The following is a 20,258-nucleotide window of genomic DNA, read 5'->3' on the forward strand; positions in this document are numbered from 1 at the left end:
TCCGAAGAAAACAACGGAGTCGATTCTATGCGCTGGGCCCGGACAGGGGGCAACTCGCCCTTATTTGCTTCTGTGCAGATGCACATCCAGTTGCGGGAAGGCGATCTCGATCTTGTGTTCGTTGAAAACCCGGTTAATGGTCTTGTTCAGCTCATTGGTCACCGGTACCCGGTCGGACATGCTGCTGACATAGACACGCAAATCGATATTGAGCGTGCTGCTGGAGAATTCACGGAAATAGGCATCCGGCTCCGGGTCATCCAGCACTCGCGGATTGTCTTTTGCCGCCTGGATCAACAGTTCTTCCGCCAGTTGGACATCGCTGCCATAGGCGACACCAATGGTGAGGACGACACGGGTTGTGGCGTCACTGAGTGACCAGTTGATCAGCTGCTCGGTAATGAACGTCTTGTTGGGGATGATCACTTCCTTGCGGTCCCAGTCGGTGATCGTGGTGGCACGGATCTGGATGCGGGACACGGACCCGGTGACATTGCCCAGCGTGACGGTGTCACCGATGCGGACCGGTTTTTCGAACAGAATGATCAGGCCTGACACAAAATTGGCCACGATCTCCTGCAAGCCAAAGCCGAGGCCTACACCCAGGGCCGCCACCAGCCACTGCAGCTTACTCCACTGGACCCCGAATTGCCCGATGGCGATCATGAAACCGATCAGAATCAGAGAGTACTTGAGCAGAGTGGTAATGGCGTAACTGGTACCGGGAGACAATTCCAGGCGGCGTAATGCCAGCAACTCCAGCAGGCCGGGCAGGTTCTTGGCGGCCAGCAGGCTGAGCCAGACGATCAGGCCGCCGACCGCCAGGTCACGGAGGGTGACATGAGTGATGATTTCCTGATCACCGCTTTTCTCCAGCCCGTTCCAGAGCTGGATGCTTTCCAGTATTTGCAGGGTGGGCAGGAAGTCGCCCAGAGTGAGCCACAGGGCGCTGCCAAACAACAGAACCACGGCGGTTTTCAACAGGACTCGTGACTGTTCGGAGATGGTCTGCAGGTCAAGATAATCCTCCTTGAGAGGCGTATTGTCATCCTTGTTTTCGCGTGCGGCGATGATTTCAGCACGTCTGGTACGGGCACGGCTGAAGGCCAGTCGACGCTCTTCGATCAGCAGCCAGCGCAAGCCCAGCTTGAACAGGATGAAGGCGGCAAGCCCCTGCATAATCACGATCAGCAGGATCAGCATGAAGAACAGAGCGGTCAGGGTGTAGCCCCAAAGCCCCAGGCCAAACATGATCAGGTTGAACAGCAGCATCAGGCCGATCCACAGGTGTGCGTTGCTCCACCAGCGCCGTTGCAGAGTCAGCTGTTCGAAGTCGTGGCTGACGCGCCAGAAGCCCTGCCAGAACAGCATCAGGCTCAGCACCAGCAGCAAGAACAGCAGACGCCCTGGGCCGCTCTGCAGTTCAACGGCGTTGTAGCTGTCCGTGATCAGCAGCAGCGACAGCAGTGGCATGGAGACCCAGAACAGCAGGTGGAGCTGGCGTCGCACGACCCGTGCCAGTTGTGAAGGCAGGGCAAAATGTCCACACATCAGCCCGTTCGGAACCCGTAGCCAGACCAGAGCCATGCCGTAGAATTGCAGGCTCAGCGCCCAGGTCAGCAGCAGTTGACTCAAGACCAGCTGGTCAGGATGCGCCGGGTTGAGGCTGTAGTTGCGCAGCAATAGCAGCAGGGTTGGCATAGGCAGGGCTGCAATAGCACCGGACAGCAGCAGGCGCAGGGTGCGAGAAAAACGATCGTGGACAACATTGCCCAGTTCCTGACGCCAGCGCTGGCGGTGGATTTTCTGGTAGCGATAGACGCTCAGGGCCATGGCCAGCAGCAGGGCAAAGAAGCCCAGCAGCGTGTTCAAGTGTGCATCTTCGGCCAGAATGGGGGTCGAAAGCAGGCGTTGCAGCCGTTCCTTCAACAGGACCTGGCCGTCCATGACTTCGGTGGGCCACTGCCATGAAATGGGTGGAGAGACCGGCAGCCAGAGCAACTGTTGCTCGATCAGGCGGCGCGCCTGCTGGAGCCGCTCGTTCAGCTGTTTCTTGACCGCCAGCAGCTGGGACAGCTCGCCGATCAGTTGTTGACGGCTGTCCTGCAGTCGGCTGTGCAGGGTTCTCTGATTTTCCAGCAGCTGCTCCTGATAGCCACGCTGCTCGTCAGTCAGGGATGCGTTGGGGGCCGGGACGTATTCGGAGCCGTTACTCAGGCCGTTAAAGTCCAGACTGCTTAGGCGCAGTGCATTCAGTGCCTGTCGCGTGGTCGCCGTATTCGCCGGGCGCGACAGTTCCTGGGTAAAGCGACGCAGCTCAAAGCTGGCGCTGTAGCTTTCCAGCTCCAACTGCTGCTGGATGGTTTTGAAACTGCGGGTAATCAGCTCCAGCTCCCGCTCCAGCGTGATGCGTCGATGTTGCGTGACGCTGGTTTGTTCGACCAGCTCGCGCAGCTGTTCGCTCAGTTGCTGGTTTTGCTGCAGCAGATCGGCCAGTAAAGGGTGCTCCAGTGCCGTTTCGTCGGGAGTGGTCAGGCTGCTTAACGTGTTTTCCAGCTCGGTGCGTTGCATCTGCTCGTGCTGATTCAGCATGGCCTGCAGCACCTGTCCGGACTGTTGCAGTTGTTGACGCAGCAGGTCCAGCTGCAGGCTGGCCAGATCGGTTTGGCCCGGCAGGGCCAGCAGTTCAAGTTCCAGCGCGCGGACATGGCTGCTGCGACGCTCCAGTAGCGCATTTTTGAGTTGCAGGCGGGCATCGTTGAACTCGCGCCCTGTATTCTCCAGCGGCAGCGGGGGGAGTTCCGGAGGCGTCTGTTTTAGCTCGGCCAACTGTTCGCGCAGGCTGAGCAGTTTCTGGTCGTTGAGCTCAATCTGCTGGTCCAGCTGCTCGCGCTGCTGCTCTAGCTGCAGCAGGGCGGCACGCTTGAGGGTGATGGCCTGCTCCAGGTCGGGCTCACTCAGATTCAGGAAGTTGTCGTCCTGCCTGGGCTGACGATTGTCTTCCAGCAGCTGCTGTTGCTGACGCAGCTCCTGGGGTTGTTGTTCGATCTGGCGCTGTAATTCATCGGCCCGTGCCTGATAGCGCTGGCTGGCTTTCAGTGCGCTCAGAGTCTGCTGATACAGCTCCTTGAGTGCCGCCTGGCTGCCGCTGGCATCGGCCTGCTGCTGCAGCTGCTGTTCCAGTTGCTTGATGGTGTCTTCCGAAGAAGCGGCTACAGTTAAAGGGCAGGCCAGTGACAGGCCCAGCAATAACAACCAGCGCAGAATTAATTGTTTTGTCATCAGTTTGTCAATATTGGCACATGGAGAGGAGGCAAAATCATCATAGGCTAATCAGAGCATAGGAGCGTGGCCGTGAACAGAACAAAAATAACACCTCAGGGAGATTATGCCGAACCCGGCTTCCATCCTTGCCGGTTGCGTGAATCGCTGGACAGCTTTATTCCTGGCGAGCAAACCCTGTGTGGCGCCGAGGTGCAGGCCTATCTGGCCTATTATGGTCTGGAAACGGTCTCTTCCATGGCGCGCTACAGCATTGGGACCGAGTTGGTCGGTGACACGCTGTTGGTGGTACAGCATTTCAGTCATGCGCACAGCCGAGGTACCGCTGTAGTGGTGCATGGGTATACCGATCATGCAGGACTGTATCGTCATCTGATTGCCCATCTGCTCGAACAGCACTGGGATGTGCTGATATATGATTTGCCGGGTCATGGTCTGTCATCGGGACAGCGCTATGCCATTGACAGCTTTCGTACCTATGCCTGTCAGCTGGCCAGTCTATTGCAGCGGCATGAACATCAGCTGACAATGCCGTGTGTGGGGATCGGACAAAGCACGGGCGGAGCGATTCTGCTCCAGCTGGCAATGGACCGGCAGCGTGGCGCTTTACTGTTGCAGGACCGGGTGCTGTTGTCGCCGCTGGTGCGTCCGCGTCATTACAGTCGTATCGAATTGAGCTATCGCTGGTTGCACTGGTGCCTGAAGCGGGTCAACCGTGAGCACAGCGACAGCTCCAATGACGCGGCGTTTGTTCACTTCATGCGTTACCTCGACCCGCTACAGGGCAATTTTGTCGATGTGGGGTGGGTGGGTGCCATGCTGGACTGGGTGCAGAAGGTGGAGCAGGCAAACGATCTGAGCGTACCGGCCCTGATCATTCAGGGAACCGATGATCAAACACTGGAGTGGGAACACAATCTGGAGGTTCTGACACGGTTGTTGCCTCGGGCCAGCATTGAACGGCTGGTAGCCGCGCGTCATCACCTGGTCAATGAGGCCGAACCCTGGCGGCGCGAGGTGTTTGATCGCATCAGCCAGCGTCTGCAGGCGCACTCCCGCTCACCGCGATCCAGGCGACTGAAGCGTGTCGCCGGTTGAATGGCCGGTCAATAAAAAAGGCAGACCCGAGAGGGTCTGCCTTTTTTGTGTTCATGCGATGCAGCTGTCTTAGAACAGACGACGGCAACGGATGGTGCCGTTGACCAGCTGCAGTTTTTCCAAGGCCAGCTTGGAGTAGTCCGCATCTACGTCCATGACCACATAGCCAACGGTTTCGTTGGTTTGCAGGTACTGGCCGGAGATGTTGATGCCGTTTTCGGAGAACACGGTGTTGATCTGGGTGAGTACCCCCGGAATGTTCTCGTGAACGTGCAGCAGGCGGTGCTTGTTCGGGTGTTCCGGCAGTGCCACTTCCGGGAAGTTCACGGAGGTGATGGACGAGCCGTTGTCGCTGTATTTGACCAGCTTCTCGGCCACTTCATAGCCGATGTTTTCCTGGGCTTCCATGGTGGAGCCGCCCACGTGCGGGGTCAGGATCACATTGTCGAATTCACGCAGCGGGCTGATGAATTCGTCGTTGTTGCTGCGCGGCTCGACGGGGAAGACGTCGATGGCGGCGCCCAGCAGCTTGCCGGCTTGCAGCGCTTCGCACAGGGCGTCGATATCAACCACGGTACCACGGGCAGCGTTGATGAAGATGGCATCCTGTTTGATCTGCTCAAACTGGGCGGCTCCCATCATGTCCTTGGTCGCTGCGGTTTCCGGTACGTGCAGGGTGATGATGTCACACATGCCCAGCAGTTCGGGCAGTGAGCTGACCTGTTTGGCGTTACCCAGCGGCAGCTTGGTGATAACGTCATAAAAATACACGTCCATACCCAGGCCTTCGGCCAGCACGCTCAGCTGAGAGCCGATGCTGCCGTAACCGACAATACCCAGCTTCTTGCCTCGGATTTCGTAGGAGTTCTTGGCGCTCTTCTGCCACTCACCGCGGTGAGCCTTGGCGTTTTTCTCGGCAACACCACGCAGCAGGATGATCGCTTCAGCCAGAACCAGTTCGGCCACGGAGCGGGTGTTGGAATAGGGGGCGTTGAAGACTGCGATGCCGCCTTCGGTGGCCGCCTGCAGGTCGACCTGGTTGGTACCGATACAGAAACAGCCGACCGCGACCAGTTTTTCAGCGGCGGCAAACACCTGGCGGGTGAGCTGGGTGCGTGAACGGATACCGATGAAGTGAACGTCACGGATTTTCTCGATCAGTTCTTCTTCCGGCAGGGAGCCGGTGTGAAATTCGATGTTGGTGTAGCCCTGCGCGTTCAGCGTGTCGATCGCGGACTGGTGCACGCCTTCCAGCAACAGAATCTTGATCTTGCTCTTATCCAGAGAAGTACTTTTGCTCATCTTCTGCGACTCATGCTGCAGCTGGGCGGGAAGTCGTCCAGCCAAGGAGAAATTTGAGGAAAGCAAGTCTAGCATAAACTCGATGCGGGTGTGGGGTCACACAGAGTTGCGTGATGGAAAAATATTCAGTTCATCTTGAGTACAAACGAAGATAAGGGCCGGGAGGCGGCGGCCCTGTGGATCGGGAGAGGATCCTAGCTGTAGTAGCACAGATAGGTGACAGGCGTGTCCAGACGCACGTCAAAGGCATCACCGGCCGTGATATTGAATTCGGTTCCGGCGGTGAAATCGGTCCATTCGGTCTGGCCTGGCAGACGCACGGTCAACAGACCGGAAGTGACAATCATGCGCTCATTCTGGCTGGTGCCGAAAGTGTACTCGCCCGGTAGCATGACGCCCGATGTAGCCGGGCCTTGCGGGGTTTCAAATGCGATCGAGGCCACGTTGCCGTCGAAATAGCTGTTGGTGCTGAGCATGGGTTCTCCTTGCAGACGGTCAGGCCGGTCAGGCCCGAATTGAGTGGAACGCAAGAATAATGTGCCTGGGCACGCGTTGTCACCTGTTGTGATCACGTTCGGCGTGCTGCAGTACCAGGTCCACGAATGTCTGGTTGGCACGTGACAGTCGGTGTCCCTTGCGCCAGGCCAGTGAAAGTTCAAGCCAGACGGCGGGGCTAAAGGGCACGGCGACCAGGCCGGGATCGTCTGCGACAACCATCTCCAGCAGGGTACTGATGCCGTAGCCATGGGAGACGATCTGCTTGATCAGGGGAATCAGGTTGGCTTCAAAACCGATACGCGGGGTGACACCGGCTTCCCGGCTGATGCGATCGATGACTTCACGGTGGAAATAGCCTTCTTTGAACAGAACCAGTTCTTCGGTAAAGAAGGCATCATAGGTGATGGTCCGGGCCTGCGCCAAGGCATGGTCGGCGGGCAGGATAGCCATCATTTGGGCATGCAGAAAACAATGGGTTTCCAGGTCTTCCGGCGGGGTGTCGCAGACGATGACGCCCATGTCGATTTCACCCTGATGGATCATCTGCTGCAGCTTGCGGGTGCCGGCCTCGATCACTTCCAGCCGTACGCCGGGGTAGTGGTGCCGGAAGGCCATCAGAATCGGTGGAAAATAGTAGGAGCCCAGCATGCTGGGAATACCGACACGCACCTCGCCGCGCTCCAGGGTATGCAGCTCGCGCATGTCTCGCTCGGCATCATTGACAGCCTGCAGGATGATGCGGGCGTGACGCAGCAGGACTTCCCCTTCGTCGGTCAGACGGATACGCCGTTCCTGACGATCAAACAGGGGCAGTCCCAGCTGCTGTTCCAGCTTGCGAATGGCCATGCTGACGGCCGGTTGGGCAATGTGCAGCTGTTCGGCTGCAGCGGTGAAGCCTCCCTGCTCGGCGACCGTCAGGAAATAACGCAGGTTACGCAGATCCATATCAAATTAATTTATGGGTTGAATAAGAAGTATATATTTTAATGATTTTAGGTGGGCTGCTATCGTCATGCCAGTGTTGTTTCCTACGTTTTTACTCAGGTAGTTGCCATGATTACATCCGGTAGTGCCGATTTCTGGCGGGCCACCCTGGCGCTGTGCCTGGGATCCTTCATGATCTTTGCCAATGTCTATATTACTCAGCCCCTGCTGCCGATGCTGGCGCAGGCGTTCGAGGTGTCGGCCCTGCAGGCCGGCTGGACATTTACGGTGACGACACTAACGCTGGGGCTATCCTTGCTGATCTGGGGGCCTCTGTCGGATGCGCTGGGGCGGCGCTGGATCATGCTGTTGACCATGAGCGGCGCAACGCTGGTCACGCTGCTGCTGTCTTTTACCGAGAGCTATACCGGGGTGCTGGTTCTGCGAGCCGTGCAGGGAATGCTGCTGGCCGGGTTGCCGGCGATTGCCATTGCCTGGATGGGGGACGAGTTTGAACGTCCTGCCATGCTGCTGGCTGTTGGGCTGTATATCGGCGGTAACAGTTTGGGGGGGATCAGTGGCCGTCTGATCGGCGGCTTTGTCGGCGACTGGCTGGGCTGGTCGGATGCGTTCAAGGTCATGACTCTGCTCAGTGTGGTGTGCCTGATCATTTTTGCCCTTTTGCTGCCCGTATCGAAACATTTTACGCCGCGCCCCTTCAAGCCGCGTCGCATGCTGGCGGATCTGGGCAGCCACTTGCGCAACCCGGTGCTGTTACTGGCGTATCTGGTGGGCGGTTTCAACTTTTTCATCTTTATCAACCAGTACAGCTACATCACCTTTGTACTGGCCGATGCGCCCTATAATCTGCCGGCCCGTGTTCTGGGCATGCTGTTTCTGACCTATCTGGCGGGGACCTTTGGCTCAGCCATTGCCGGCAAGCTTGGGCAAAAGCTGCCCCAGCCGTTATGCATGGCCTTCGGTAGTCTGGTGCTGATGGGCGGTAGTCTGCTGACATTATCAGAGCAGTTGTGGTTGATCGTGTTGGGTTTTTTGATCAACAGTTTCGGTTTCTTCTTTGCTCATTCCAGCGCCAGTGGCTGGGTGAGTCAGAATGCACGCCATGCCCGCGCCAGCGCCTCGTCGCTATACCTGCTGTTTTATTACACCGGTGCCAGTACCGGCGGGTTTTATCTGTATCCCTTCTGGCAATGGCAGGGTTGGACAGGCGTTGTGTTCGGCTCGCTGCTGGTGCTGGCGCTGACATTGACGCTCAGTCTGGCCCTGTACCGGCTGCAGCGGCGTCAGCCAAGCGTGGCCGTTTCCTGATCTGTTAAACTGTGGACAGAATCTGTTGCTGGGAGAAACATGCAATGAGTTATCGACACCGTGCGGTCAATGGCCGCGATGTGGAGCTGCCGCTGGGGAAAGTGGTATGTATTGGGCGCAACTATGCCGAGCATGCGCGAGAATTGAACAATCCCGTGCCGAAAGAGCCGATTCTGTTCATTAAACCGGCAACCACGGTGGTGCCGATGGAGCAGCCATTCCGTATTCCGGCCCACCGGGGTGCCGTGCATTTTGAAACCGAGATGGCGATTCTGATCGGTGAAACCCTGCACCATGCCAATGAGCAGCAGGCCATGCATGCCATTGCCGGTATTGGCCTGGGGCTGGATATGACCCTGCGCGACGTGCAGGACGACCTGAAGGCCAAAGGGCAGCCCTGGGAAAAGTCCAAATGTTTTGACGGTGCCTGCCCCTTGTCGGCCTTTCTGTCACCGGCATCGGTGAAGGATCTGACGGATGTACAGATTCGCTTGAGCGTGAATGGTGAAGTACGGCAGGACGGCAATTCGGCACAGATGCTGACGCCGGTGCTCAAGTTGCTGGCCTATGCCAGCGAGTGGTTTACCCTGGAGCCTGGCGATGTGGTGCTGACCGGTACCCCCGCAGGTGTCGGCCCGGTTTTGCCGGGCGATACGTTACGTGTGGAACTGGTGGACCTGCTGCGCGTCGAAACCTCCGTACAGGATCCTGTATCCTGATATCACCGGCAACAAGGGCACCCGGGTGCCGACAAGGGGAGAGTAATGCTCTGGTACAAAATGCTGCATATTCTGGCCATGACCAGCTGGATGGCGGGGATTTTCTATCTGCCGCGTATCTTTGTGCACTATGTGGAGGGGCGTGAAGCGGGGCAGGATGTAGCGCGTCTGGCGATCATGGCGCGCAAGCTCTACGGTTTCATGACGCTGATGGCCGTTTTCACGCTGGGACTGGGGCTCTGGCTCTGGTTGGGTTATGGCTTCAGTGGTGGCTGGCTGCATGCCAAGCTACTGTTTGTCGGGTTCCTGATCGGATATCACGTCTGGTGTCGTGCGTACCTGAAGCAGTTGCAGCGCGGGGAACTCAATCGCAGCGGCCGCTATTTCCGTCTTTACAATGAGCTGCCGCTGCTGATCTTCGTGCCGATCCTGATTTTCGTGGTGGTCAAGCCGTTCTAGTGAAGGGGACACTGGCAGCGGTGAAGGGAAGGAGCTGGCCGATGCTCAGCGACCGCTGCCCGAGCCGCATGTCAGTCTGGCGCCTTGGGTAGCCGGGCTTCGTATTGCGTCAGGCGGGCCTCCAGTCGGTCGGTAGACTCGCGCAGTGTCTCGACTTCTTCCTGCCAGATCTCGATTTCCACCCGGGTGGGCAGCAGGCGGGCTTCCTCGTGCAGGTATTCTTCCAGACTGTGAATCAGGCTGCTGCCGCTGTAGCGCAGCTGATGAGTTGCCGAGCGCAGCAGATTCGCCAATGGGTGTGCGGCAGTATCACCGATCAGGTCCGCCAGCCAGGCCTCCCAGTCAACCTGACTGGCTGCCAGAATCTGCTGCAGGCGATGAATCAGCGCCGTGTCACCCGTAAGGGTGACGCCCTTGCCAAATAGAACCTCGTTACCGGCCTGAGGCAGTCGCATCAGGTCCAGGGCCGAACCGCGAATGCAGGCATCCGCTGGGGTGGCGCTGTCGGCCAACAGGTCGACGCCGCCGGCATGCGGCAGCAGGTAAACGTGCATTTCGGGTTGGCTACAGTCGATCCGGATTGTCCGTCCGGCCAGCATGCCCAGTTGTGCCAGTGTCACCCCGTCACGCGCCAGGAGTCGGTTGAGGCTTTCCTCGGCCAGTGTCAGCAGGGTGGCGTTGAGCATGTGGGTGGCCATAGTGACACTCCTTCCGGCTCAGGGCTTGATGCCGGTATGCAGGGCGACAATGCCGCCGGTCATGTTTTGGTAACGGCAGTTGACGAAACCGGCCTGCTCCATCATGCCCTTCAGGGTTTCCTGGTCGGGGTGTTTGCGGATCGATTCGGCCAGATAGCGGTAGCTGTCTGCATCACCGGCGATAGCCTTGCCCATCTGCGGCAGAATGTTGAAGGAGTAGAAGTCATACAGCTTGGTCAATGCGGCACTGTCGGTTTTGGAAAACTCCAGAATCATCAGCTTACCACCCGGCTTGAGCACTCTCAGCATCGAGGCCAGGGCCGCATTCTGGTCGGTCACGTTACGCAGGCCGAAGGCAATGGTGATAACGTCGAAAGTGTTGTCTTCGAATGGCAGACATTCGGCGTTGGCCTGCACATATTCCACATTGCCGGCCACGCCGGAGTTGAGCAGCTTGTCGCGCCCGACCTTGAGCATGGAGTCGTTAATGTCGGCCAGCACTACCTTGCCTTCCTGACCGACCATGTGGGCGAATTTGCGGGTCAGGTCCCCGGTACCACCGGCAATGTCCAGTACCTTGTGACCGCGGCGCACGCCGCTCTGGTCGATGGTAATGCGCTTCCAAAGACGATGGATGCCGCCGGACATGAGGTCGTTCATCAGGTCATATTTGCCAGCCACCGAGTGAAAGACATCGGCAACCCGTTTTACCTTCTCTTCAACCGGCACATCCTGATAGCCGAAGTGAGTGGTTTTTTTCTCGTTCTGCTCTGACATGAGTTTCTGTCCGACTGTTATCCGAAATGTGTCCGCATTCTACCCCGCGCCGCGCCATTTGTCGCTCAGCCGCGGGCGATCAGGCCGTTGTCGCGGGATGCGCCGGCGGCTTCCAGTTGGCTCAGGTAGCGTTGCCAGTAGTCGGCTTGATTATGTGCCAGATCGTACAGGTATTCCCATGTATAGAGTCCGGTATCGTGACCGTCATCAAAAATGATTTTCAGGGCATAGTTGCCGGCAGGCTCGACTCCCTTGAGGCCGACGTGCCGTTTGCCGGTTTGCAGAATGCCGTTGCCGATGCCGTGGCCGCGTACTTCGGCGGACGGTGAGTGGACGCGCAGGAATTCGGCGGTCAGCTCGAAAGGGCCGTCGGCATAGATCAGCTCCAGGGTGCGGGACTTGAGGTGAAGCTTGATATCGGAAGGCAGGGGAACCGAAGGGCTCATGGTAAGGCTCCGTAAATGGACCGGGGCAGGGTTTGCCCGGTCGCCGAATGCTGAAAGCGCCGTCGAGTCCGCGGTCAGTAAAGGACGCGACGGCGCAGTGCGGTGCTGAGCCGGTTAGAGGATGTAGTGGCTCAAATCCTCGTCATGGCTGAGTTCATCCAGTTGTGAATTGACGTAGGCGGCATCGATCTGCACGGTTTCGCCGGTCTTGTCGGATGCGGAGAAGGACAGTTCGTCCAGCAGGCGTTCCATCATGGTGTGCAGGCGGCGTGCGCCGATGTTTTCGGTCTTCTCGTTGACCTCGTAGGCCAGCTGGGCGATGCGTTCGATACCGTCTTCGGTGAAAGCGATATCCACACCTTCCGTGGCCAGCAGTGCCTTGTACTGCTCGGTCAGGGAGGCTTTGGGTTCGGTCAGGATGCGGCGGAAGTCATCCGGCGTCAGGGCATTCAGTTCGACTCGAATCGGCAGTCGGCCCTGCAGCTCGGGAATCAGGTCGGACGGGCGTGCCAGGTGGAAGGCGCCGGAGGCAATGAACAGGATATGGTCGGTCTTGACCATGCCGTACTTGGTGTTGACGGTGCAGCCTTCGATCAGTGGCAGCAGGTCGCGTTGTACGCCTTCGCGAGACACGTCACCGCCGCCGTTGTTGTCGCCTCGCTTGCAGACCTTGTCGATCTCATCCAGGAACACGATGCCGTTCTGTTCCACCAGCTCGACGGCCTTCTGCTTGGCTTCCTCGTCCTTGACCAGTGCGGCCGCTTCTTCATCGGTCAGCAGCTTGAAGGCATCTTTCACCTTCAGGCGCTGAGACTTCTTGCGCTCCTGACCCATGTTGGAAAACATGTTCTGCAGTTGGCTGGTCATCTCTTCCATGCCCGGAGGTGCCATGATCTCAACGCCCATGGGTTGCTGGGAGACTTCGACTTCGATCTCCTTGTCATCCAGCTGGCCTTCACGCAGCTTCTTGCGGAAGATCTGGCGCGTTGCGCTGTCGGTTTTGCTGGACTCCTCTTCCTGACCGAACCCGGTTGAGCGAGCCGGGGGCAGCAGGGCATCCAGAATACGCTCTTCGGCGGCTTCTTCGGCGCGGAAACGCACCTGTTCCATGGCTTGTTCGCGCACCATTTTGACCGCCATTTCTACCAGGTCGCGGACAATGGTTTCCACATCGCGGCCGACATAGCCGACTTCGGTGAACTTGGTGGCTTCCACCTTGATGAAAGGTGCATTGGCCAGTTTGGCCAGGCGGCGGGCGATTTCGGTCTTGCCGACACCGGTCGGGCCGATCATCAGAATGTTTTTGGGCGTGACTTCCGGGCGCAGCTCATCGTTCAGCTGCATGCGGCGCCAGCGGTTGCGCAGTGCGATGGCGACGGAGCGCTTGGCATCGTCCTGACCAATGATGTGGCGGTTGAGTTCATGCACGATTTCGCGCGGGGTCATGTTGGACATGTTCAGCTCTCCTCGCGGCTGTTGGTCAGGGTTTCAATGGTCAGGTTGTTGTTGGTAAAGACACAGATGCCGGCCGCAATGTGCAGGCTTTTTTCGACGATATCACGGGCACTCAAGTCGGTATTGTCGACCAGGGCACGGGCCGCTGCCAGCGCATAGTTACCGCCGGAACCGATGGCGATTACACCGTCTTCAGGCTCGATCACGTCGCCGTTGCCCGAGATCAGATAGGTTTTCTCGCTGTTGGCGACCAGCATCAGTGCTTCCAGTCGACGCAGGACGCGGTCGGAACGCCATTCGCGGGCCAGGTGGATGACGGCATTGACGATATTGCCCTGATGCTTGTCCAGCTGCTGCTCGAACAGGTCGCGCAGGGTGATGGCATCCGCTGTGCTGCCGGCAAAACCAGTAATGACCTGGTGCTTGGGCAGAGTGTTGACCTTTTTTGCGGTGCCTTTCATTACGGTATTGCCCAGGGAAACCTGGCCATCACCGCCGACTACCACTTGGTCGCCACGGCGTACGGAAACAATTGTTGTCATAACAGATACATCCTATCGGTCCGGTATTGTGTACAGATATGGATGCGTTCGAGCGGATTTCAAGGGGCAGACCCGGATCAATCGATCCGGATCTGCATGGGGATGATGCGGAGTTTGCCCAGCTTGTTGCGCGCCTGGCTCATGGCGGCGTAGTTGTCGAAAGGGCCCAGGCGGACGCGATACCAGATGCCATTGCCGCCTTCCGAGCGGTCGGTCCGAACACCGGGAAAGCCTTGCAGAATCAATTTGGCACGCATGCGCTCGGCATCGGCGGGGTCGCGGAAGGAACCGGCCTGCAGCAGGTAGCGGTACTCCAGTTTGGCATCCTTGGGAGTGGATTTGTATACGTCCACTTTAGGAGCGACCACCTCGGCCTTGGGCAGCATTTCGTAAAACTCGAACTTGCTCTTTTCCGGTTCTGGCTCTGGCTCTGGCTTTGGTTCCGGCTTGGGGGCAGGAGTCGGTTTCGCAACGGGTGCCGGCCGTGATTCAGGTTGTGCCGTGGTTGTGGTATCGGTTTCGGCTTCCGGTGGTGTCTGTACCAGAGTAAACAGCAAGTAGCCGAGCCCGCCCAATACGATGAGGGTGAGCAACAGCAGTTTCCACGGCGTACGCCGTGGCGGCGGCGCGGCACGCTTGGGTGCCGCCTGGCGTGCCGGTTGGCGCGCGGGCTTGCGGCTGGCGCTGGAGCCGTTGCGGCGCTTGCGGGCGAAGTCCTGCTTGGCCATTACTTACATTTGCTCCGGTGCGGAAACGCCCAGCAGTTTCAAACCGTTCGCCAGTACCTGGCGTACGGCCACGCTGAGAGTCAAACGGGCATTACGCAGCTCGGCGTCGTCGATGATCAGCTTGTGGCCGTTGTACCAGGTATGGAAGTCACCGGCCAGGTCGCGCAGGTAGTTGGCCAGCATGTGCGGTTCGAAGTTGAGCGCGGCATGCTGCAGGGTTTCCGGATATTTGGCCAGTTGCTTGACCAGGTCCTTCTCTGTTTCGCTTTCCAGGCGCTCCAGGGATGCCAGACCGGCAGTCTGGTCCCACGCCATGCCTTCGCTGTCCAGCTTGCGCAGCACCGAGCAGACGCGCGCGTGGGCGTACTGGATATAGTATACCGGGTTGTCCTTGGATTCGGACTTGGCCAGCTCCAGGTCGAAGTCCATATGCTGATCGGCCTTGCGGGTTACGTAAAAGAAGCGGCAGGCATCGTTGCGGACTTCATTGCGCAGTTCACGCAGGGTCACGAAAGAGCCGGAGCGGGTGGACATCTGCACGCGTTCGCTGCCGCGGTAGAGGATGGCGAACTGCACCAGGCGCACTTCCAGTTTTTCGGAATCGTATCCCATGGCCTGGATCGCGGCCTTCACACGGGCGATGTAGCCGTGGTGGTCGGCTCCCCAGATGTTGACGACCTTGTCGAAACCGCGTTCGAACTTGTTCATATGGTAGGCGATATCGGACGCGAAGTAGGTCGTCTGGCCGTTGGCGCGCTTGACTACGCGGTCCTTGTCATCACCGAAGTCGGTGGAGCGGAACCAGAGGTTGCCTTCTTCTTCGTACAGGTAGCCTTTGGCGTCCAGTTGTTCCAATGCGCGGCTGACATCGCCGCTGCTGGTCAGGGAGCGTTCGGAGAACCATTCCTGATAATTGACGCCGAATTCGGCCAGGTCTTCGCGGATGTCACCGAGGATGGAGTTCAGGCCGGCATCAAACACCAGGCCGTAGTCGTCGCCGAGCAGCTGCTGGGCGCGCTCGATCAGTGCATCAATGTGGGTTTCCTTATCGCCGCCGGCGGGTTCGTCCGCCGGGATATCGGCAAATACATCCGTGATCGGGCGGTTGAAGCGGTCACCGTGCTCCTTGATCAGGTCATGGGCGATGTCGCGGATGTAATAGCCCTGATAGCCGTTGCTGGGGAAGGTCAGTTCCTGCTCGTGCTGTTCCAGGTAGCGCAACCAGACACTGGCGGCGAGGATGTTCATCTGCCGGCCGGCGTCGTTGACGTAGTACTCGCGTTCTACCTCGATCCCCGCCGCTTCCAGCAGGTCGGCAACGGTGGCGCCATAGGCGGCGCCACGGCCGTGACCCACGTGAAGGGGGCCGGTCGGGTTGGCTGATACGAACTCGACCTGCATGCGCGGTCCGGAGTTGGGGGCGGCACGGCCAAAGGTGTCACCCTGTTGCAGAATGTCGCCGACGACAGAGAAAGTAGATGCCTGGCTGACGAAAAAGTTGATGAAGCCGGGGCCTGCAATCTCGGTTTTTTCCACGCTGGTGCTGGCCGGCAGGGCATCACACAGCAGCTGGGCCAGTTCGCGCGGGTTGCGTCGGGCCGGTTTAGCCAGAGTCAGAGCGATGTTGCTGGCAAAGTCGCCGTGGGCCTTGTCACGGGTGTTTTCCACCTGAATGTTGTGAGTGATGTCGGCCGGCAGGATGCCGTTGGCGGTCAGGGTTGAAAGGGCCGCGTCAATCAGCTGGGCAATCTGTTCTTTCATCGGGGTACTCTGGCTGGAATTGAAGATCAGAAGGATGCAATAAACCGGACATTATATGTTGCGGGGCTGGTCAATTGCCAATCAGATTGCCGGTCAGTAGCTGTCGACGGGGTCTACGTCCAGTGTCCAGCGTACCCGTCGTGACTCCGGATGCGCCTGCATCAGTCCGGTCAGTACTGCCAGCGCCTGATGCAGGGGGCTGCGTTGCCGGGATTGCAGCAGCAACTGGGCGCGGAAGAGTCCGGCACGTTTTTCCATCAGAGAGGGGAAGGGGCCGATGCTCTGGACACCCGCCGGCAGCAGTTGCTGCTGGTCGGCCAGTTCTCTCAGGCTGAGCAGGAAGTTTTCGGCCAGGGCGGGCTGGCCGGCTTCGGCGCGAATCAGTGCGTGGTGGGCAAAGGGTGGCAAATGGCCGCCGCGGCGCAAACCAAGCTCTTCTCGGGCAAAGGCGTCATAGCCGGTATGGACCAGCGTGTTGAGCATGGGGTGGTCGGCGTTGAAGGTTTGCAGCAGTACTTCCCCTGGCAGATCGGCGCGACCGGCGCGGCCGGCTACCTGCAGAATCAGCTGGGCGGTTTTCTCCATGCCGCGGAAGTCGGCACTGAACAGTCCGGCATCCGCATCCAGTACCGCAACCAGGGTCACTTTAGGAAAGTGATGCCCCTTGGCCAGCATTTGGGTGCCGACCAGAATGCAGGGGGCGCCGCTGTGTACCTGTGTCATGATGCGTTCCAGTGCGTGCTTGCGCTGGGTGCTGTCCCGGTCGACCCTCAGGACGGGCGTGTGCGGGAAATGGTCGGCGAGGCGTTCTTCAATGCGTTCGGTACCGTTGCCGGCCGGGCGTAACTGGGTGCTGCCGCAGTGTGCGCATTGGCGAGGAATAGGGGTTTGTCGATCGCAGTGGTGGCAATGCAGATGTGGTGGCTTGCGGTGCAGGGTCATGCGAGCATCACAGCGGGTGCAGTCGACCGGTGTGCCGCAGTCATGACAGACCAGTGCGGGCGAAAAACCGCGGCGGTTCAGAAACAGTAACACCTGAGTGCCGCGGGCCAGATGTTCATGAATGCGCTGTAGCAGCGGCGTGGACAGGCCTGCATCCAGCTGTTGCTGACGGATATCGAGCAGCTCGAACCGGGGTGGTTTGGCATTGCCGGCCCGCCGGCTCAGGTGCAGATGGTGGAAGCGTCCGCTCAGGGCGTTGTGCAGGGTTTCCAGGGATGGTGTGGCACTGCCCAGCAGAACCGGAATGTCATACTCGCGAGCGCGAAAAACGGCCAGGTCGCGGGCATGGTAGCGAAATCCGTCCTGCTGTTTGAATGAGCCGTCGTGCTCCTCGTCGACAATGATCAGACCGGGATTGCGCAGTGGGGTGAAAATGGCGGAGCGGGTGCCGATGAGAATACGTGCGCTGCCTTCACGGGCCCAGAGCCAGGCATCCAGACGCTGCCGGTCGGTCAGGCCGGAGTGCAGCGCAAGTACCGGTACGCGAAAGCGTGCCTTGAAGCGGGTAATGGTCTGTGGTGTCAGTCCTATTTCGGGTACCAGTACCAGCGCCTGGGTACCCTGTTCAAGGCAGCGTTGAATGGCTTGTAGATAGACTTCGGTCTTGCCGGAGCCGGTGACGCCTTCCAGCAGTATGGGGGTAAATCCGCGTGCCTGGTGCAGGGCCTCGACGGCCGCTTGCTGTTCATCATGCAGTGGCAATGGGGGTTCGCGCAGAATATCGGAGCCCTGCTCATCTGCATGCGGGAGTGCAGGCAGGTGTTCGAAGGGAACGGCGAGCCCCTTCTCCGCCAGCGTTTTCAGTAATGCGGGGTTACCGCCTTCAGCTCGCAGCGCATCGGTGCTGATGCCCTGTGGATGGTCCAGCAGAAGCGCCAGCAGTTCGCGTTGTCGCTCAGCGCGCGCCGAAAGCTGCTCCATGGTGGCGGTGGTAGCGGCTCGCCACAGCGTCTGGTGCTGGAAGCGGTCGGGCTGTCCCTGGCGCAGCAAAACGGGGAGCGCCTGCTGTAAAGCATCCCCGATCGGGTGCTGGTAGTACCGGGCGGCCCAGCTCGCCAGGTGAAACAGGTCCGGCGTCAGTACTGGCCTGGCATCCAGCAGCTCGAGTACCGGCTTGAGTTTGTCGAGAGGTACTTCGCTGCTGTCTGCCAGTGACACCAGAATACCGATGGCTTCGCGGCGACCGAAGGGAACGCGTACACGGCAGCCTGGGAGAGCCGCTTCAGGCCCATAGACCGGAGGGCGGTAGTCGAACAGGCGGTACAGGGGTGTCGGAATGGCTACGCGAAAAATCAAAGCAGGGCCTCGCTGTGGCGTGTGAGCGCTGGGAGAGTCAGTCTAGAGGGTTTGATCGTTCCGGGGAATGCTCGTTTTTGCTTGCCGGTAGTGGGTGTGGGGCGTATAATTTCGCGCCTTGGTTCTATCTATTGTACTTGTGAGAGTACGCCATTAAATGTGCGGTGCCTGGCGTCATATGCGACCGGGTGGCGGCACGCCAATTTTGTCGAGGTTTAAGATGAAAGCTGGTATCCATCCGGAATATACCAAAATCACTGTTACTTGCTCTTGCGGTAACGTGATGAACACCCGCTCTACCCTGGGTGAAGACATGCTGGTCGACGTATGCAGCCAGTGCCACCCGTTCTACACCGGTAAGCAGAAGGAAGCAACTTCTGGTGGCCGTGTTGACCGCTTCAAGAAACGTTTCGGTTCTCGTGGCTTCAAGTCATAAGCGACGGTTTCCATGTGAACGCAAAAAGGCACTCATCGCGAGTGCCTTTTTTGTATCTGTCTCCTGCCGTTTTTTCCTCTACCGAGCACTTGGGTGTTGGGCTGCAAGGACTGCTGAAATTGATGCATAAGTACCATTTAAAAGGGCACTGAAGTCCTAAATTGCATCGTCTGGAGGGCAGTTGTTGTGGTTATGGGTTTTATATATGATGCAAGTTCGTCTTATAAAAACTTAGTTGGAAACAGCAACCATGTCTCAAGATTTTAAACAAGCTGCTCTCGATTACCACGAGTTTCCGCGACCGGGTAAAATCAGTGTAGAGCTTTCTACTCTTGCTGAGACTTCGCGTGATCTTGCACTGGCCTATTCGCCGGGCGTGGCCGAACCGGTCCGCGAGATTGCCAAAGACCCGGATGCCGTGTACCGCTACACAGCCAAGGGTAATCTGGTTGCCGTGATCTCCAACGGTTCCGCTATCCTGGGTCTGGGAAATCTGGGCCCGCTGGCGTCCAAGCCGGTTATGGAAGGCAAGGCTCTGCTGTTCAAGCGCTTCGCCGATATCGACTCCATTGATATCGAAGTGGATGCAGAAAGCCCTCAGGCATTTATCGATACGGTTGCTCGTATCGCGGAGACCTTTGGCGGAATCAACCTGGAAGACATCAAGGCACCCGAGTGCTTCGAGATCGAGCGAGCCCTGATCGAGCGCTGCAAGATCCCGGTATTCCACGATGATCAGCACGGTACCGCGATTGTGACGGCGGCGGGCATGATTAATGCGTTGGAACTGGCCGGCAAAAAGCTGGAAGAAGCTCAGATCGTATGCTTGGGCGCTGGCGCTGCTGCCAGTGCGTGTATGAAGCTGCTGATCAATATGGGTGCCAAGGTCGAAAATATCTTCATGCTGGACCGTAAGGGTGTGATCCACTCCGGTCGCGAAGATCTGACACCGGAAAAGGCGGCATTTGCCACCGAAACCGATAAGCGTACTCTGGAGGATGCGGTTACTGACGCTGACGTATTTGTCGGTCTGTCGGGTCCTGATCTGCTCTCTCCGGAAAATCTGCTGAAGATGGCGGACAACCCGATCGTCTTCGCCTGTGCGAACCCTGATCCTGAAATCAAGCCGGATCTGGCGCACAAGACCCGTTCTGATGTGATCATGGCGACTGGTCGTTCCGATTACCCGAACCAGGTCAACAACGTCCTGGGCTTCCCGTTTATCTTCCGTGGTGCACTCGATGTGCGTGCCACCGCGATTAATGAAGAAATGAAGGAAGCGGCGGTGAAAGCTCTGGCCGATCTGGCAAAGGAGCCGGTAACGTCTGAAGTACTGGAGGCCTATGGTCTGCAGGAGTTGTCTTTCGGTCGCGAATATATCCTGCCGAAAGCGACAGACTCACGTTTGCTGGGAGTCATTTCTTCGGCGGTTGCCCAGGCGGCAATCGATACGGGTGTGGCGCGTCTGCCGATGCCGGCGAACTACCCGCTGTAAAACGAAGTTCG

At 58.5% G+C, this 20,258-nt stretch carries 18 protein-coding genes; 6 read left to right on the forward strand and 12 right to left on the reverse strand.

Features of this window, described 5'->3' with window-relative positions:
* Positions 1 to 60 precede the first annotated feature (60 nt).
* Complete coding sequence (locus H1S06_RS13215) at positions 61 to 3,282, reverse strand: mechanosensitive ion channel domain-containing protein (protein ID WP_181740984.1); 3,222 nt, start codon at positions 3,280 to 3,282, stop codon at positions 61 to 63.
* A gap of 72 nt (positions 3,283 to 3,354) precedes the next feature.
* Here H1S06_RS13215 and H1S06_RS13220 point away from each other — a divergent pair, with 72 nt between their 5' ends.
* Positions 3,355 to 4,380, forward strand: coding sequence for an alpha/beta hydrolase (locus tag H1S06_RS13220; RefSeq protein WP_181740986.1), 1,026 nt, complete (start codon positions 3,355 to 3,357; stop codon positions 4,378 to 4,380).
* 69 nt (positions 4,381 to 4,449) lie between these two features.
* Here the strand turns inward: H1S06_RS13220 and serA are convergent, their stop codons facing one another.
* The 3 genes from serA to H1S06_RS13235 all read right to left on the reverse strand — a co-directional run bounded on the left by serA (position 4,450) and on the right by H1S06_RS13235 (position 7,125).
* Positions 4,450 to 5,682, reverse strand: coding sequence for a phosphoglycerate dehydrogenase (gene serA, locus H1S06_RS13225; protein ID WP_181740988.1), 1,233 nt, complete (start codon positions 5,680 to 5,682; stop codon positions 4,450 to 4,452).
* 194 nt (positions 5,683 to 5,876) lie between these two features.
* The gene (ppnP, locus tag H1S06_RS13230) at positions 5,877 to 6,158 is read right to left on the reverse strand and encodes a pyrimidine/purine nucleoside phosphorylase (protein ID WP_181740990.1); all 282 of its coding nucleotides are present in this window, start codon (positions 6,156 to 6,158) and stop codon (positions 5,877 to 5,879) included.
* Between the two features lie 79 nt (positions 6,159 to 6,237).
* Positions 6,238 to 7,125 carry a LysR family transcriptional regulator gene (locus tag H1S06_RS13235; RefSeq protein ID WP_181740992.1) on the reverse strand — a complete coding sequence of 296 codons (888 nt, stop codon included), beginning with the start codon at positions 7,123 to 7,125 and terminating at the stop codon, positions 6,238 to 6,240.
* A 108-nt stretch (positions 7,126 to 7,233) separates the two neighbouring features.
* Between H1S06_RS13235 and H1S06_RS13240 the strand changes: the two genes are divergently transcribed.
* Genes H1S06_RS13240 through H1S06_RS13250 form a run of 3 tightly spaced genes read left to right on the forward strand, consistent with a single transcriptional unit; the run spans position 7,234 to position 9,611 of the window.
* Complete coding sequence (locus tag H1S06_RS13240) at positions 7,234 to 8,433, forward strand: MFS transporter (protein ID WP_181740995.1); 1,200 nt, start codon at positions 7,234 to 7,236, stop codon at positions 8,431 to 8,433.
* A gap of 44 nt (positions 8,434 to 8,477) precedes the next feature.
* A complete protein-coding gene (locus tag H1S06_RS13245; RefSeq protein WP_181740997.1) occupies positions 8,478 to 9,152 on the forward strand; it encodes a fumarylacetoacetate hydrolase family protein in 675 nt (224 codons plus the stop codon).
* A 45-nt stretch (positions 9,153 to 9,197) separates the two neighbouring features.
* The gene (locus tag H1S06_RS13250; protein WP_181740999.1) at positions 9,198 to 9,611 is read left to right on the forward strand and encodes a CopD family protein; all 414 of its coding nucleotides are present in this window, start codon (positions 9,198 to 9,200) and stop codon (positions 9,609 to 9,611) included.
* A 71-nt stretch (positions 9,612 to 9,682) separates the two neighbouring features.
* Here the strand turns inward: H1S06_RS13250 and H1S06_RS13255 are convergent, their stop codons facing one another.
* The 8 genes from H1S06_RS13255 to H1S06_RS13290 form a co-directional block, all read right to left on the reverse strand.
* Positions 9,683 to 10,309: a ubiquinone biosynthesis accessory factor UbiJ gene (locus H1S06_RS13255; RefSeq protein WP_181741001.1), complete on the reverse strand. Its 627-nt coding sequence runs from the start codon at positions 10,307 to 10,309 to the stop codon at positions 9,683 to 9,685.
* Positions 10,310 to 10,327: 18 nt separating this feature from the next.
* Positions 10,328 to 11,086, reverse strand: coding sequence for a bifunctional demethylmenaquinone methyltransferase/2-methoxy-6-polyprenyl-1,4-benzoquinol methylase UbiE (gene ubiE / locus H1S06_RS13260; RefSeq protein ID WP_181741003.1), 759 nt, complete (start codon positions 11,084 to 11,086; stop codon positions 10,328 to 10,330).
* Between the two features lie 65 nt (positions 11,087 to 11,151).
* Positions 11,152 to 11,532: a gamma-butyrobetaine hydroxylase-like domain-containing protein gene (locus H1S06_RS13265; RefSeq protein ID WP_181741005.1), complete on the reverse strand. Its 381-nt coding sequence runs from the start codon at positions 11,530 to 11,532 to the stop codon at positions 11,152 to 11,154.
* A gap of 114 nt (positions 11,533 to 11,646) precedes the next feature.
* Positions 11,647 to 12,987, reverse strand: a complete 1,341-nt coding sequence (gene hslU / locus H1S06_RS13270; protein WP_181741007.1) for an HslU--HslV peptidase ATPase subunit — start codon at positions 12,985 to 12,987, stop codon at positions 11,647 to 11,649.
* A gap of 2 nt (positions 12,988 to 12,989) precedes the next feature.
* Positions 12,990 to 13,529 (reverse strand): ATP-dependent protease subunit HslV, encoded by a 540-nt coding sequence (gene hslV, locus H1S06_RS13275; protein WP_181741009.1) that lies wholly within the window; start codon positions 13,527 to 13,529, stop codon positions 12,990 to 12,992.
* A gap of 77 nt (positions 13,530 to 13,606) precedes the next feature.
* Complete coding sequence (locus H1S06_RS13280; RefSeq protein ID WP_181741011.1) at positions 13,607 to 14,257, reverse strand: SPOR domain-containing protein; 651 nt, start codon at positions 14,255 to 14,257, stop codon at positions 13,607 to 13,609.
* 3 nt (positions 14,258 to 14,260) lie between these two features.
* Positions 14,261 to 16,018 carry an arginine--tRNA ligase gene (gene argS, locus H1S06_RS13285; protein ID WP_181741013.1) on the reverse strand — a complete coding sequence of 586 codons (1,758 nt, stop codon included), beginning with the start codon at positions 16,016 to 16,018 and terminating at the stop codon, positions 14,261 to 14,263.
* Between the two features lie 93 nt (positions 16,019 to 16,111).
* On the reverse strand, positions 16,112 to 18,316 hold the full coding sequence (locus tag H1S06_RS13290) for a primosomal protein N' (RefSeq protein WP_181741014.1): 2,205 nt from the start codon (positions 18,314 to 18,316) through the stop codon (positions 16,112 to 16,114).
* Positions 18,317 to 18,536: 220 nt separating this feature from the next.
* Between H1S06_RS13290 and rpmE the strand changes: the two genes are divergently transcribed.
* The gene (gene rpmE, locus H1S06_RS13295) at positions 18,537 to 18,752 is read left to right on the forward strand and encodes a 50S ribosomal protein L31 (RefSeq protein ID WP_181741016.1); all 216 of its coding nucleotides are present in this window, start codon (positions 18,537 to 18,539) and stop codon (positions 18,750 to 18,752) included.
* 250 nt (positions 18,753 to 19,002) lie between these two features.
* Entirely contained in the window at positions 19,003 to 20,247 is a 1,245-nt protein-coding gene (locus H1S06_RS13300; RefSeq protein ID WP_181741018.1) for a malic enzyme-like NAD(P)-binding protein, read from the forward strand.
* Positions 20,248 to 20,258: the final 11 nt, after the last annotated feature.

The organism is Marinobacterium marinum, from assembly GCF_013868415.1.
Lineage (GTDB): Bacteria > Pseudomonadota > Gammaproteobacteria > Pseudomonadales > Balneatricaceae > Marinobacterium > Marinobacterium marinum.